The following is a 12,896-nucleotide window of genomic DNA, read 5'->3' as shown; positions in this document are numbered from 1 at the left end:
CCCTGGCCGCCGGATACCTGCTCAGGCCTTGCCCTTAGGCTTGCCGCGTTTCGTACCAGGCTTCCGGCCGAGGCCGAGGCTCCTGGCCAGTTCGGATCGCTTCGCGGCATAGGCCGGCGCAACCATCGGGTAATCGACGGGAAGGCCCCATTTCGCGCGGTATTCCTCAGGCGTTAGGCCGAGCTTCCCGAGATGGCGCTTGAGCGTGCGGTATTGCTGGCCGTCCTCCAGGCTGATCAGATAATCGTGGGTGAGCGATTTCCGGATCGAAACTGCCGGCTTCTGAGGTTCCGGCGCAACCTCTGCCTGGCCTTGCCCCAAGCGGCCGATGCTATCGGCCACGCTGGCGATGACGCCGGGCAAATCGGATACCGGTACCGGATTCTTGGTGACATATGCCCCCACGATCGCGGCGGTAAGTTCAGTAACGAGGTCGTTGGAAACCTTGTTGTCGTCGGCCATTGATTGTCCCCTTGCTGCCCTCCACTTGCCTAGCCGAGAAACGAGAATTTCGGAAGATGGAACATTAAGTCAAAAGGAAAAGAATCTACCCGTGAGCGCGTCGATTGGATTGGCCGGCGCCATGAAACCAGCCGGCTTCGGCAGCTTCGCATCCACGACGCGGCAGCAATTCATTGTCGCTGGCCGGGCATTTGACCCGTCTTCGCCTTCAGGGGCTGGGAAGCTTTATGGGATCCTGTCGCGAGCCTCCATCTGGAGACAGCGGTCGGCTCGATTTTTCGCTGCGGATGCCGGTCGAAATCTATGGCTTGACCCTCACGTGGCGTGAGGGTCCAGGTTACGACCAGATCGGCGGGAGATGATCGATTGCGCGACCACACCGTGAAACAGCTTGCAGAGCTTTCGGGCGTGTCCATTCGCGCCCTGCATTATTACGACGAAATCGGTTTGCTCAAACCAGCACATATAGGGGGTAACGGGTACCGGTATTATGGGCGTGAAGAACTGCTTCGACTGCAGCAAATACTCTTCCACCGGGAACTCGGGTTTCCGCTTGGGGAGATCGGAAAAATACTGGACGCGCCGGACTTCGATCAAGCCGCCGCTCTCCGATCGCATCGCCAGAGGCTCCAGGGCGAGGTTCGCCGCTACAAGCGACTGATCCAGACCATCGACGACACTTTGGCTCAAATAGAAGGAGACACTCCAATGAACGAGAAAGCATTCTACAAAGGTCTCGATCCAAAGCGGTGGGCTGCACAGGATCAATGGGCGATAGATCGATACGGGTCAGCAGCGGAAGCAAGCATCAAGCGGCGAAATGACCTCATGAGCGGTTGGACTGAAGCCGATGGCAAGCGCATCATTGGTGGCTTCCAGGCGATACGGGCCGAGTTCGTGGTGGCGCTTTCGCAGAATCGTCCAGCAGACTCCAACGAGGTGCGCGCAATCGCGCGTCGTTTCCTCGGCCTCCTCAACGAAACCGCGCCCGCACCGCTTTCAAAGGCCGGTTTTCTCAATGCCGTGGATGCGATCGCGGGAAACCCGCATTTTCGTTGCAGCCTCGAGGCGCAGTCGCAGGGTCTCGCCGACTATGTCGTCGGCGCGATGCGGGCCTTCTCCGAGGAGATCGTCTAGAGGCTTCCGGTTTTTCGGAAACGCGGAAACACTCTAACTCTTTGTTTTTTGTGTAATTCCGGACGAAAACCGCTACGCACTTTTCCTGGAATTGCTCTAAAGCGTGTCGCGGTTTTGCGATGATGACATGCGTAAAATCTAGTCGGCCGCGCGGTTGTCTCCCCAGCGGTCGATCGCCTGTCCGGCGATCCAGAGCGCGACAAGCGTGCAGATGGCGCCGGAGAGCAGATAGGCGCCGGCCGAGATCAGACCGAAATTGGCTGAAAGCAGCAGGGCGGCCAGCGGCGCGAAACCGGCGCCGAACATCCATGCCAGGTCGGATGTGATGGCCGAGCCCGTATAGCGGTACCGACGCGAGAAGCGCGACGCGACCACGCCTGAGGACTGGCCGAAGGACAGCCCGAGCAGGATGAAGCCCAGCACCATGAAGGCGATCTCACCCGCTGTGCCGGCGTCGAGGAGCTGCGGCGCGAAGCCGCTGAAGGCGGCGATCGCGATGGCCGTGCTGAACAGCAGCGACCGTCTGCCGATGCGATCGGCGATCAGGCCGGACGCGACGATGGCCAGCAGGCCGAACACGGCACTGCCGGCCTCGATCATAAGGAAACGTCCGGGCCCCTCCTTCGTGAACAGGAAGACCCACGACAACGGGAACACCGTCACCATATGGAAAAGGGCGAAACTCGCCAGCGGTGCGAACGCGCCGACGACGACAAGGCCTCCTTCCGCCTTGATCGTCTCGCGCACCCGTGTCGGCTGGAGCTCGCCATTTTCGAAAAGGCGCGCGAACTCCGGCGTCACGACAAGGCGCAGCCTCGCGAAGAGAGCGACGACGTTGATGGCGAAGGCGACGAAGAACGGATAGCGCCAGCCCCAGCCGAAGAAATCCTCGGCCGACAGGTTGACGACGAAGAAGGCGAACAGCGTGCTTGCCACGATCAGCCCGATCGGGGCGCCGAGCTGAGGCACCATCGCATAGAGCCCGCGCCGATGCTCGGGCGCGTTGAGCGACAGGAGCGACGGCAGGCCGTCCCAGGTGCCGCCCCAGGCGATACCCTGGCCGATGCGCGCCAGCGCCAGCAGCCAGGCGGAGGCAGCGCCGATCGTCGCATAGCCCGGCAGGAAGGCGATGGCCACGGTCGAGGTGCCGAGCAAAAGAAGGGCGACGGTCAGTTTGGCGCTGCGGCCATAGCGCCGGTCGACGGCCATGAACAGGATCGTTCCCAGTGGCCTCGTCAGGAAGGCGAGTGCGAAGATGGCGAAGGAGTAGGCGGTGGCCGTCAGCGGGTCGGTGTTCGGAAACACCAGCTTCGGGAAGACGATCACCGAGGCGATGGCGTAGACGAAGAAGTCGAAGAACTCCGAGGTCCGGCCGATGACGACGCCAACGGCGATGTCGCCCGGATTGACGTCATGGTGATCGTCGCGTGTGTCGCGTTCGGCTTGTGTGGCTTCAGTCATCTCTACGGTGCCGGCCGGCACCCCCAATGCTAGAGCATGATCTCGAACCGAAGGTCAGCGCGGTAAAAAGTTGCTGACTTTTCAGACAGGGACCATACAGTAAAACCAAAGAGAAGGAGCGGAATTCGTTCCGCTCCATCGGCCCCGGAGATTTTGCCGCGGTGCACATAAAGTCTTGATGCATCGCACTCGGCGGGGGGATTGGACAAATTGTCCAATGTCGTGGCCGCGTCCGGCTCGGTTACTCCATGGCATATCTTGCAGTGCACAATGACGGGCGGACGTTTGTATGTCCACACATTGGTTCTCTTTGCGGTTCTCTTCGCGCAGGTTCGGCCGCTGGCTCGGATGCCTGCTGATCCTGCCTCTGGCAGTCATGCTCAGCGGTTGCGATTTCGTGGTCCTTGCGCCTTCGGGCGATATCGCCGCGCAGCAGCGGGACCTGCTCGTGGTGTCGACGGTGCTGATGCTGGTGATCATCCTCCCTGTGATGGCGCTGACGGTGTTTTTCGCCTGGCGATACCGACAGTCCAATGCATCGGCCACCTATAAGCCCGACTGGGACCATTCCACCAAGCTGGAGCTCGTCATCTGGGCGGCGCCGCTGCTCATCATCATCTGCCTTGGCGCGCTGACGTGGCTCGGCACTCACCTGCTCGACCCGTATCGCCGTCTCGACAGGATTGCACCCGGCCAGCCTGTGACGGAAGAACATCGGCCTCTCAAGGTCGAGGTCGTGGCGCTCGACTGGAAGTGGCTCTTCATCTATCCCGAATACGGCATCGCCACCGTCAACGAGGCGGCGGCACCTGTCGGCCGGCCGATCGATTTCCGCATCACCTCGTCCGGCGTGATGAATTCCTTCTACGTCCCGGCGCTCGCCGGCATGATCTATTCCATGGCCGGCATGGAGACCAAGCTGCATGCCGTGATCAATCACGAGGGCAGCTATACGGGCTTCTCCGCGAACTACAGCGGTGCCGGCTTCTCCGGCATGCGCTTTGCCTTCCACGGCCAGTCCGAGGCCAACTTCGACCAGTGGGTGGCGAAGGCAAAGGCGGCCGGCCAGACGCTCGACAGGGCGAACTACCTGGAGCTTGAACGGCCGAGCGAGAATGAGCCGGTCCGCCGCTATGCCACGGTCGATCCCAACCTCTTCCAGGCCATCCTCAACATGTGCGTCGATCGCGGCAAGATGTGCATGAACGAGATGATGGCGATCGACGCCAAGGGCGGGCTCGGCCTGGAGGGCGCCTACAACACCTTGCCGCTCGAATACGACAAGTTCGCCCGGCGCGGCTCGATTCTCGGCCCGAGGCCATCTTATGTCGCATCGATCTGCACGGCCGAGGAAGCGGAAGCGGCATTCCGCGCGGCGCAAGCTGCGGGCGACGACAGCATCGGTCCCAGGGACCATTCTCCGCTCCGCGGCGCCGGCCTGCTTCGGCCGTGGACGCGCCCCGGACTGCCCGGCGTGATGTCGCAACTGGACGTCCCCGCTCTCTCTTCAAGGCTTTGACGTAATGGCTGTTCCCCAACAGGTGGAAACCACATTCCTTTTCGGACGCCTGACCTGGCAGGCATTCCCGCTGCATGAGCCCATCGTCGTCGCGACCTTCGCGGTCGTGGCGCTCGGCGGCGTCGCGGTCCTCGCCGCGCTCACCTGGTTCCGCCTCTGGGGCTATCTGTGGCGGGAGTGGTTCACCTCGGTCGACCACAAGAAGATCGGCATCATGTACATGGTACTGGGCCTCATCATGCTGCTGCGCGGCTTCGCCGACGCGGTCATGATGCGCCTGCAGCAGGCGATGGCCTTCAACGGCTCCGAGGGCTATCTCAACGCCCATCACTACGACCAGATCTTCACCGCGCACGGCGTCATCATGATCTTCTTCGTGGCGATGCCGCTCGTCACCGGGCTGATGAACTACGTGGTGCCGCTGCAGATCGGCGCACGCGACGTGTCGTTCCCCTTCCTCAACAATTTCAGCTTCTGGATGACGGTCGGCGGCGCGGTCCTGGTGATGGCGTCGCTGTTCCTCGGCGAGTTCGCGCAGACCGGCTGGCTCGCCTATCCGCCGCTCTCCAACATCGGCTACAGTCCCTGGGTCGGCGTCGACTATTACATCTGGGGGCTTCAGGTCGCCGGTGTCGGAACGACGCTGTCGGGCATCAACCTGATCTGCACCATCATCAAGATGCGCGCGCCCGGCATGTCGCTGATGAAGATGCCCGTCTTCACCTGGACCTCGCTCTGCACCAACGTGCTGATCGTGGCGTCCTTCCCGGTGCTGACGGCGGTGCTGGCGCTGCTTTCCCTCGACCGCTACGTCGGCACGAACTTCTTCACCAACGACTTCGGCGGCAATCCGATGATGTATGTGAACCTCATCTGGATATGGGGTCACCCGGAGGTCTACATCCTCATCCTGCCGCTGTTCGGGGTCTTCTCGGAAGTGACATCGACCTTCTCCGGCAAGAAGCTCTTCGGCTACACCTCGATGGTCTACGCCACGGTCGTCATCACCGTGCTGTCCTATCTGGTGTGGCTGCACCACTTCTTCACCATGGGCTCGGGCGCCAGCGTCAACTCGTTCTTCGGCATCACCACGATGATCATCTCGATCCCGACGGGCGCCAAGATATTCAACTGGCTCTTCACCATGTATCGCGGCCGCATCCGTTTCGAGCTGCCGATGATGTGGACGGTGGCCTTCATGCTGACCTTCACGGTCGGCGGCATGACGGGCGTGCTTCTGGCGGTTCCCCCGGCCGACTTCGTGCTGCACAACAGCCTCTTCCTTGTCGCGCATTTCCACAATGTCATCATCGGCGGCGTGCTGTTCGGCCTGTTCGCCGGCATCGCCTACTGGTGGCCGAAGGCGTTCGGCTTCAAGCTCGACCCGTTCTGGGGCAAGGTGTCGTTCTGGTGCTGGGTGGTCGGCTTCTGGCTCGCCTTCATGCCGCTCTACATCCTCGGCCTGATGGGCGTCACCCGCCGCATGCGTGTCTTCGACGATCCGTCGCTGCAGATCTGGTTCATCATCGCCGGTCTGGGTGCCGCCCTGATCGCCGTCGGCATTGCCGCCATGCTCATCCAGATGTTCGTCTCCGTCATGCGGCGCGAAAAGCTCGTCGATGAAACCGGCGACCCCTGGGATGGCCGCACGCTCGAATGGTCGACCTCGTCGCCGCCGCCGGCCTACAACTTCGCCTTCACGCCGGTAATTCACGACAACGACGCCTGGTGGGACATGAAGAAGCGCGGCTACAGCCGGCCGCTCTCCGGCTATCGTCCGATCCACATGCCGAAGAACACCGGCACCGGCGTCATCCTGGCCGGCCTCAGTACCGTCGTCGGCTTCGCCCTTATCTGGTACATCTGGTGGCTGGCGGCACTGGGCTTCGTCGCCCTGCTGGCCACCGCCATCGGCCATACCTTCAACTACCACCGCGACTTCCACATCCCCGTCGAGGAAGTCACGCGCACCGAGGAGGCGAGGACTGAGCTCCTCGCGGCAAGGTCGTGAGCGCCGTCGTGGCGACGGCCGCCGAAAAGGCCGTTCCGACCTTCTATGTGAAGGACGAGCACGACCACGCCGAGGGCGGCAGCACCATGCTCGGCTTCTGGATCTACCTGATGAGCGACTGCCTCATCTTCGCGATCCTGTTTGCCGTCTACGGTGTGCTCGGCACCAACTATGCCGCCGGTCCGGCGCCGAAGGACCTGTTCGACCTGTCGTTGGTGGCGGTCAACACGACGATGCTTCTGTTGTCTTCCATCACCTACGGCTTCGCCATGCTGACGATGGAGAAGAACCGCGTCGCCGCGACACAGGCCTGGCTCGCGGTGACGGGTCTCTTCGGCCTCGCCTTCCTCGGCATCGAACTCTATGAATTTGCCCACATGATCCACGAGGGCGCCACCCCGCAGCGCAGCGGCTTCCTGTCGGCTTTCTTCACCCTGGTCGGCACGCACGGGCTGCACGTCACCTTCGGCACCGTCTGGCTGGTGACGCTGATGATCCAGGTCGGCAAGCGTGGCCTGATCGCGGCCAACCGCCGCCGCCTGATGTGCCTCTCGATGTTCTGGCACTTCCTCGACGTGGTCTGGATCGGCGTCTTCACCTTCGTCTACCTGATGGGAATGCTGCGATGAGCGCAAACCACGATACCGCCGCCACCCACGACAAGCATGACGCCCACCACGCGCACGCGGATGGCCATGGGCACGCCACGCTGAAGGGCTACCTGACCGGCTTCGTCCTGTCCGTCATCCTGACGGCGATCCCGTTCTGGCTGGTCATGACCGGCGCGATCGAGAACAAGCAGGCCGCCGCCATCGTCGTCATGGTCTTCGCCGTCGTGCAGATCGTGGTGCACATGGTCTATTTCCTGCACATGAACTCGTCGTCCGAAGGCGGCTGGTCTATGCTGGCGATGATGTTCACCATCATTCTTGTGGTGATCGTGCTGACCGGCTCGCTGTGGGTGATGTACCATCTCAACACGAACATGATGCCTGGGCTCCACGATATGAGCGAGATGCCGTGAGCGCCCGCGAGGGCGCAGGGAGAACCAACGCAGAAGACATCGGATCGGGCGGAGAGAGCCGCACTCGCCGCTCGCCGGTCGTCCGTTTCGTGCTCTTCGCGCTTTCGCTGTTCTGTATCGCCATCCTGGTCGGGCTCGGCGTCTGGCAGGTCGAGCGGCGCGAGTGGAAACTCGACCTCATCGCCCGTGTCGAACAGCGCATCCATGCGCCGGCGACGGCGGTGCCGGGACCTTCCGAATGGCTCGGCGTCACCGCGCAAACGCATGAATACAAGCGGGTGCGCCTGAGCGGCTCCTATATCAACGACCGCGAGACGTTCGTGCAGGCGGTGACAGCCCTCGGCGGCGGTTTCTGGGTGATTACGCCATTCAGGACCGACGAAGGCTTCGTCGTCCTGGTGAACCGCGGTTTCGTGCCGCCCGATCGCAAGGCCCCGGCGACCCGGCAGCCCGACCTCATCGAAGGCGCCACGACAGTCACCGGCCTGTTGCGTATCGACGAGCCGGGCGGCGGCTTCCTGCGCGAAAACGACCCGGCCAACGATCGCTGGTATTCGCGTGACGTGACGGCCATCGCCACTGCGCGCGGCCTGACCGATGCCGCGCCCTTCTTCGTGGACGCGGACGCGCTGCCCAACAACGCAGCCTCGCCGCGCGGTGGCCTGACGGTCGTCTCCTTCCGCAACAGTCATCTCGTCTATGCGCTGACCTGGTTCGGCCTTGCCGCCATGCTCTCGGCCGCACTGGGATTTGTCCTGTTTCGCCACCGGCAAAGCGCCGGGGGCTGGAAGCACCGATGACCTTGACGCAGCAGCCGCGCTGGAAGACACACGCCTCGACCGGGCCCGGTCGAGGGAGAGAGATCATTTTCAATCCGGACGCCACCAACAGGAAGAATCTTCTTCTGCTGATCCAACTGCGCTGGCTCGCGGTCGCCGGGCAGGTGATCACGATCGCGGCGATAGAATGGGGGTTCGGCATCACGCTGCCGCTGGCACAGATGGCTGCCGTCGTGCTTTCGCTGGTCGGCCTCAACCTGGCGAGTCTCTGGTTCCTGCGCATCGCCAGGCCGGTGTCCAATGCCGTTCTGTTCGTGTCGCTGCTGCTCGACATGACCGCGCTGACGGCGCAGCTTTATCTCAGCGGTGGCGCGTCCAACCCCTTCGTCTCGCTTTACCTGCTGCAGATCACGCTCGGCGCCGTTCTGCTGGCGCCCTGGTCGACCTGGATGCTCGTCGCCGCCGCCTCCCTCTGTTTCGTGTTTCTGACGATGGCGTTCCTGCCGATCGAGATGTCGCATCACGGCGGCAATCTCTTCGACCTGCACATCCGCGGCATGTTCGTCTGTTTCGTGCTGGCGGCCGGGCTGATCGTGCTGTTCATGACGCGTATCAACCGCAACCTGCGCGAACGGGATGCCTATCTGGCGGACCTACGCCAGCAGTCGGCCGAGGAGGATCATATCGTGCGCATGGGCCTTCTCGCCTCAGGCGCCGCGCATGAGCTCGGCACGCCGCTCGCCACCATCTCCGTGCTGCTTGGCGACTGGCGCCGTTCCGACGCCATCACGCGCAATCCGGAGCTGCTCGAGGATGTCGGCGAGATGCAGGCGCAGCTCGACCGCTGCAAGCGTATCGTCTCCGGCATATTGATGTCGTCCGGCGAGGCCCGCGGCGAAGGCAGCGTCCATACGACGGTGCGCACCTTTCTCGACGGGGTGGTCACCGAGTGGCGCGATCACAGCTCGCCGGCGCTGCTCGACTACGTCAACGATTTCGATCCGGACGAACCGATCGTCTCGGACGCGGCGCTCCAGCAGGTCATCTTCAACGTGCTGGACAATGCGCTGGAGGCATCCCCGGACTGGGTCGGCATCACCGTCAAGCGACAGGCGCAGGATTTGGTGCTGATGGTTCGCGATCGTGGCAAGGGTTTCGACAAGGAGATACTCGCCGCACTCGGAAAGCCCTATATGTCGAGCAAGGGACGCGAGGGTGGAGGGCTCGGACTGTTCCTGGTCGTCAACGTGATCAGGAAGCTCGGCGGAACCGTCACCGCGCGCAACACCGGCCGTGGCGCCTGCGTGACGCTGACGCTGCCTCTCGATGCCCTCAGAGCATGATCCCAAAAAGTGGGAACCGGTTTTTGGACAAGATCATGCTCCAGCAAAGAATGAGATCAGGATGACGGTTCAACCGAACACCGTCCTGATCCAGGAGATGAAGATGGTGCCTGATCGTTCGCTCGTGATCGTCGAAGACGATGCCGCCTTTGCGCGCACGCTGGCGCGCTCGTTCGAGAAACGCGGTTACGATGTTCATGTCTGCGACAGCGTGCCGGCTCTCACGGACTTTCTCGAACATGACACGCCGGCCTTTGCGGTGGTGGACCTGAAACTCGGCACGGGCTCAGGCCTCGAATGCGTCAAGGCGCTGAGCGCCCGTGACCCGTCGATCCGCATCGTCGTGCTCACCGGCTTCGCCAGCATCGCGACGGCCGTCGAGGCGATCAAGCTCGGCGCCAGCCACTATCTCGCCAAGCCGGCCAACACCGACGACATCGAAGCCGCCTTCGGCAAGGCGGAAGGCGACGTCGACGTGCCGCTCTCGCAGCGCCCGACCTCGATCAAGAACCTGGAATGGGAACGCATCCACGAAACGCTGGTCGACACCGATTTCAACATCTCGGAAACGGCGCGGCGGCTCGGCATGCACCGCCGCACTTTGGCAAGGAAGCTGGAGAAGCGGCCGGTGAAATGAGCCGGCAGCGTCTACCGGGTTGCCCACGCCGCCGAGAGCGTAACGCTGTCCCCTGGCTGCCGTGCCAAGGGACAAGCTCCATCGTCTGCTTCTGGAATTGATTGGCTATCCGTGTAGGCTGTTGTGAGCACGGCCCGGTCCGTGAAGCCGCTGGCGGAGGTGACCCAATGGACGACGACAAAAGGGAATTCGAGAGTGAGATTGCCGGTTATCGACAGCCGATGGTCACGTCCGTCGGCATCGTCCTCGGCTTCCTGCTGGCGTTCCTGGCCAATTGGGCCTCACAGGCCGACGCGTCGTCTCCCGCACTGTATAGCGCTTCCGATTTCATCATCGCACTGACGCTGTTCGGCAGTGCCGTACTCTTCACGATCGTGCTTTTCCGGATGCTCAACAATCGTATCCACGCGGATGCAGCGGCCCGGTATCAGACCACGTTCCGCATCTACATCTGCGGGTTCCTGCTGGCTTTTTCAGGCCTGGCCGTAGCCTTGGTTGTTTGAATGCGTGAAGTCTGACGAGGAAACCATAGCGGTTCCCTCGGCTGGTCGGGGACAGCTACGTCCGCAGATTCAATGACCCGAGAGGACGAGCGTCCGCACCGGCGCCATGACGGCCTGCATGCGCAGGATCATGGCATGCACCATTGCCGTTGCATCGACGGCATGGAGGAAAAGTCCTCTCAGGGTGCCGGCCTTGCCCGAAGCGAGCTCGTCATGATTGGACGTGTAGACGTTGGCGATGCAATTGCTGCCGGGCAAAATATTACCGTACTGGCCGGGATAGAGCGGCTCGAGGACCGCGGTGACGGTGCCGGGCGTCATGAGCTGCTGCGTGTCGATCAACTGGTCGCTGGCCCGCACCTGGCCGCCGGCGATCACAGTCTGCACCTCGGTTACGACCATGGGAATGATGGTGAAGGGTCTCGCGATGCAAGTGACTTCAGAGATCATGCCCACTTTCAGCACCTGCGTTTCGATCTGGCCGAAGCCGGCGATCAGGCGCTCGCGTCCGGCGTCCTCCGGCACCAGCACGCCCGCCGGACGCAGCAGCGGGTTGACGACCTCCCCGACACGCAGTGTGAACTGTTGCAGCGTGCCATCGATGCCAGCCTTCACAAGCGTCTTGTCGATGGCATTCTGCGCCTCGGCAGCCTGCGCCTCTGCGCTCGACTTTTCCGCAGGCAGCAAAGTCGCGATGCGTGTTTCCAGTGTCTGCTTCTGTGCGGCAACCGCCGCAAGCTCGCTTTCCCGACCTGAGACAACGCTCTGCAGACGGTCGATCTCGCGGCGGGCGACGCCGCCGGGATTGCGTCGCTGCAAGTCGAGCTGGGTATTCAGGTCGTCCTTCGCCTGGCCAAGCGCGGTCTCGACCTGCCTGATCTGCGCATCCGCCGTCACCAGCTCGGATTTTGCGACAACAGTCTGCGCGTCGACCTCGGCAATGCGTTTGCGCGCAGTCTCAAGCGTGGCCTGCTGCTTGCTGCTGTCCAGGCGGAACAGACGGTCGCCCGCCTTCACTTTCTGATAGGGCTGGACGTAGACCTCCTCAACCCTGCCGACGATCTCCGGGATAACCGCCACCGTACGATAAGCAGCGGTCACATTCGTCGTCGAGGGATGGAAATAGAAGATCGTGGTGATCAGCGAAACCGTAAGCAGCAGGCAGGCGGTGATGCCCCAGCGCAGCTCGAACCAAACCGAATAGAGCGTGATTTCCTTGCCGATCCGCTTACCCTGGCCGTAGCGCCGGTAAAGATAGTCGGGAAGGATGGTGATCAGGGAACAGAGCAGCGTTTCAAACATCAGTTTGCTCCCTCGCGTGGGGCTGCATCCTTTGGCGGCGCTGGCGGTTCGGTGGTCCTCTCGGGAAGCGTGGGTTCGGCGGCAACTTCAGCCTTGAAGGGCACCTCTGACGCTATCGTCTCGGCTGGAGCTGCATGGGGCTCGGAAGGAGACACAGGCCCTCGGGCCATCCTGCGCAGCGAAGCCGACATGGAGCGCAGCGGCGACAGGAAATCCGGCAGGTCGATCATTGCAAGCAGCAGTGCCGCAATCCAGAAAAGCCTGCTGTGTGTGAACAAGGCGATCAGCGCCAGAACCGCGACGATCTCGAGCTGAACTTTCTGGGTGCGGTGCGCCAGGTGTTCCGGCAATGCGTGCAGCCGCATGTACAGCACACCGGTCGCCAGGACGGCGACCACCATGAAGACGATCACGAAGTTGAACAATACGTCCGTCTGCCCGGGAGCAGTGATAAACGACGGCAGATGATCGATCGCAAGCGGATGGGCAGAAACTTCGGGGGCGTCCATTTTGATCCTTTGGCAAGACACCATGCAAACCGCACAGCATCGCGAGGTGTGGTCGTTTCGCACTCCCAAACCAGGAGATCCGCCCAGCGATCGACCAACCGAAACAAGCCGACAGTTACACCCCAATCCTTGCATCGTCTATCGTGAAAGCGAAGTGCGGGGGTTACGTTGGAGCACTTTGACAAAGCCCGGCGCGTGGTCACACTAAA

At 62.3% G+C, this 12,896-nt stretch carries 13 protein-coding genes; 9 read left to right on the top strand and 4 right to left on the bottom strand.

The genetic code is table 11. The features are described from left to right. Positions 1–21: 21 nt before the first annotated feature. On the bottom strand, positions 22–462 hold the full coding sequence (locus tag ACFWXH_RS14530) for a MucR family transcriptional regulator (protein WP_054312360.1): 441 nt from the start codon (positions 460–462) through the stop codon (positions 22–24). A 366-nt stretch (positions 463–828) separates the two neighbouring features. Here ACFWXH_RS14530 and ACFWXH_RS14525 point away from each other — a divergent pair, with 366 nt between their 5' ends. Beyond that, positions 829–1,599, top strand: a complete 771-nt coding sequence (locus ACFWXH_RS14525) for a MerR family transcriptional regulator (protein ID WP_379121335.1) — start codon at positions 829–831, stop codon at positions 1,597–1,599. A 138-nt stretch (positions 1,600–1,737) separates the two neighbouring features. Here the strand turns inward: ACFWXH_RS14525 and ACFWXH_RS14520 are convergent, their stop codons facing one another. Further along, entirely contained in the window at positions 1,738–3,060 is a 1,323-nt protein-coding gene (locus tag ACFWXH_RS14520; protein ID WP_379121333.1) for an MFS transporter, read from the bottom strand. 289 nt (positions 3,061–3,349) lie between these two features. Between ACFWXH_RS14520 and cyoA the strand changes: the two genes are divergently transcribed. From cyoA to ACFWXH_RS14480, 8 genes are all read left to right on the top strand, one after another. After that, complete coding sequence (gene cyoA, locus ACFWXH_RS14515) at positions 3,350–4,579, top strand: ubiquinol oxidase subunit II (protein ID WP_379121331.1); 1,230 nt, start codon at positions 3,350–3,352, stop codon at positions 4,577–4,579. A 4-nt stretch (positions 4,580–4,583) separates the two neighbouring features. Further along, complete coding sequence (gene cyoB / locus ACFWXH_RS14510; protein ID WP_379121329.1) at positions 4,584–6,590, top strand: cytochrome o ubiquinol oxidase subunit I; 2,007 nt, start codon at positions 4,584–4,586, stop codon at positions 6,588–6,590. After that, on the top strand, positions 6,587–7,219 hold the full coding sequence (gene cyoC / locus ACFWXH_RS14505; RefSeq protein WP_054312355.1) for a cytochrome o ubiquinol oxidase subunit III: 633 nt from the start codon (positions 6,587–6,589) through the stop codon (positions 7,217–7,219). Before cyoB ends, cyoC begins: the two co-directional genes overlap by 4 nt. Then, entirely contained in the window at positions 7,216–7,614 is a 399-nt protein-coding gene (cyoD, locus tag ACFWXH_RS14500) for a cytochrome o ubiquinol oxidase subunit IV (protein ID WP_379121326.1), read from the top strand. The genes cyoC and cyoD overlap by 4 nt, the downstream gene beginning before the upstream one ends. After that, complete coding sequence (locus tag ACFWXH_RS14495) at positions 7,611–8,414, top strand: SURF1 family protein (protein WP_379121323.1); 804 nt, start codon at positions 7,611–7,613, stop codon at positions 8,412–8,414. The genes cyoD and ACFWXH_RS14495 overlap by 4 nt, the downstream gene beginning before the upstream one ends. After that, the gene (locus tag ACFWXH_RS14490; RefSeq protein WP_379121320.1) at positions 8,411–9,736 is read left to right on the top strand and encodes an ATP-binding protein; all 1,326 of its coding nucleotides are present in this window, start codon (positions 8,411–8,413) and stop codon (positions 9,734–9,736) included. Before ACFWXH_RS14495 ends, ACFWXH_RS14490 begins: the two co-directional genes overlap by 4 nt. A 103-nt stretch (positions 9,737–9,839) precedes the next feature. Next, the gene (locus ACFWXH_RS14485) at positions 9,840–10,373 is read left to right on the top strand and encodes a response regulator transcription factor (protein ID WP_379122215.1); all 534 of its coding nucleotides are present in this window, start codon (positions 9,840–9,842) and stop codon (positions 10,371–10,373) included. 167 nt (positions 10,374–10,540) lie between these two features. Further along, on the top strand, positions 10,541–10,876 hold the full coding sequence (locus ACFWXH_RS14480; RefSeq protein WP_054312353.1) for a hypothetical protein: 336 nt from the start codon (positions 10,541–10,543) through the stop codon (positions 10,874–10,876). A gap of 69 nt (positions 10,877–10,945) precedes the next feature. Here the strand turns inward: ACFWXH_RS14480 and ACFWXH_RS14475 are convergent, their stop codons facing one another. Both ACFWXH_RS14475 and ACFWXH_RS14470 read right to left on the bottom strand, forming a co-directional pair. Next, positions 10,946–12,178 carry an HlyD family secretion protein gene (locus ACFWXH_RS14475; RefSeq protein WP_379121318.1) on the bottom strand — a complete coding sequence of 411 codons (1,233 nt, stop codon included), beginning with the start codon at positions 12,176–12,178 and terminating at the stop codon, positions 10,946–10,948. Further along, positions 12,178–12,687, bottom strand: coding sequence for a hypothetical protein (locus ACFWXH_RS14470; protein ID WP_054312351.1), 510 nt, complete (start codon positions 12,685–12,687; stop codon positions 12,178–12,180). Before ACFWXH_RS14470 ends, ACFWXH_RS14475 begins: the two co-directional genes overlap by 1 nt. Positions 12,688–12,896: the final 209 nt, after the last annotated feature.

Origin of the sequence: Mesorhizobium sp. NPDC059054, from assembly GCF_042739215.1 — a bacterium.
GTDB lineage: Bacteria > Pseudomonadota > Alphaproteobacteria > Rhizobiales > Rhizobiaceae > Mesorhizobium.
Note: the sequence above shows the minus strand (reverse complement) of the source record. Positions and strands in the feature narration are given on the sequence as shown.

Excerpts from the sequence above, each read along its gene's own strand:
- ACFWXH_RS14475 (WP_379121318.1), bottom strand. The coding sequence starts at position 12,178 with ATGTTTGAAACGCTGCTCTGTTCCCTGATCACCATCCTTCCCGACTAT.
- ACFWXH_RS14480 (WP_054312353.1), top strand. The coding sequence starts at position 10,541 with ATGGACGACGACAAAAGGGAATTCGAGAGTGAGATTGCCGGTTATCGA.
- ACFWXH_RS14485 (WP_379122215.1), top strand. The coding sequence starts at position 9,840 with ATGGTGCCTGATCGTTCGCTCGTGATCGTCGAAGACGATGCCGCCTTT.
- cyoD (WP_379121326.1), top strand. The coding sequence starts at position 7,216 with ATGAGCGCAAACCACGATACCGCCGCCACCCACGACAAGCATGACGCC.
- ACFWXH_RS14520 (WP_379121333.1), bottom strand. The coding sequence starts at position 3,060 with ATGACTGAAGCCACACAAGCCGAACGCGACACACGCGACGATCACCAT.
- ACFWXH_RS14470 (WP_054312351.1), bottom strand. The coding sequence starts at position 12,687 with ATGGACGCCCCCGAAGTTTCTGCCCATCCGCTTGCGATCGATCATCTG.
- cyoA (WP_379121331.1), top strand. The coding sequence starts at position 3,350 with ATGTCCACACATTGGTTCTCTTTGCGGTTCTCTTCGCGCAGGTTCGGC.
- ACFWXH_RS14530 (WP_054312360.1), bottom strand. The coding sequence starts at position 462 with ATGGCCGACGACAACAAGGTTTCCAACGACCTCGTTACTGAACTTACC.
- cyoB (WP_379121329.1), top strand. The coding sequence starts at position 4,584 with ATGGCTGTTCCCCAACAGGTGGAAACCACATTCCTTTTCGGACGCCTG.
- ACFWXH_RS14490 (WP_379121320.1), top strand. The coding sequence starts at position 8,411 with ATGACCTTGACGCAGCAGCCGCGCTGGAAGACACACGCCTCGACCGGG.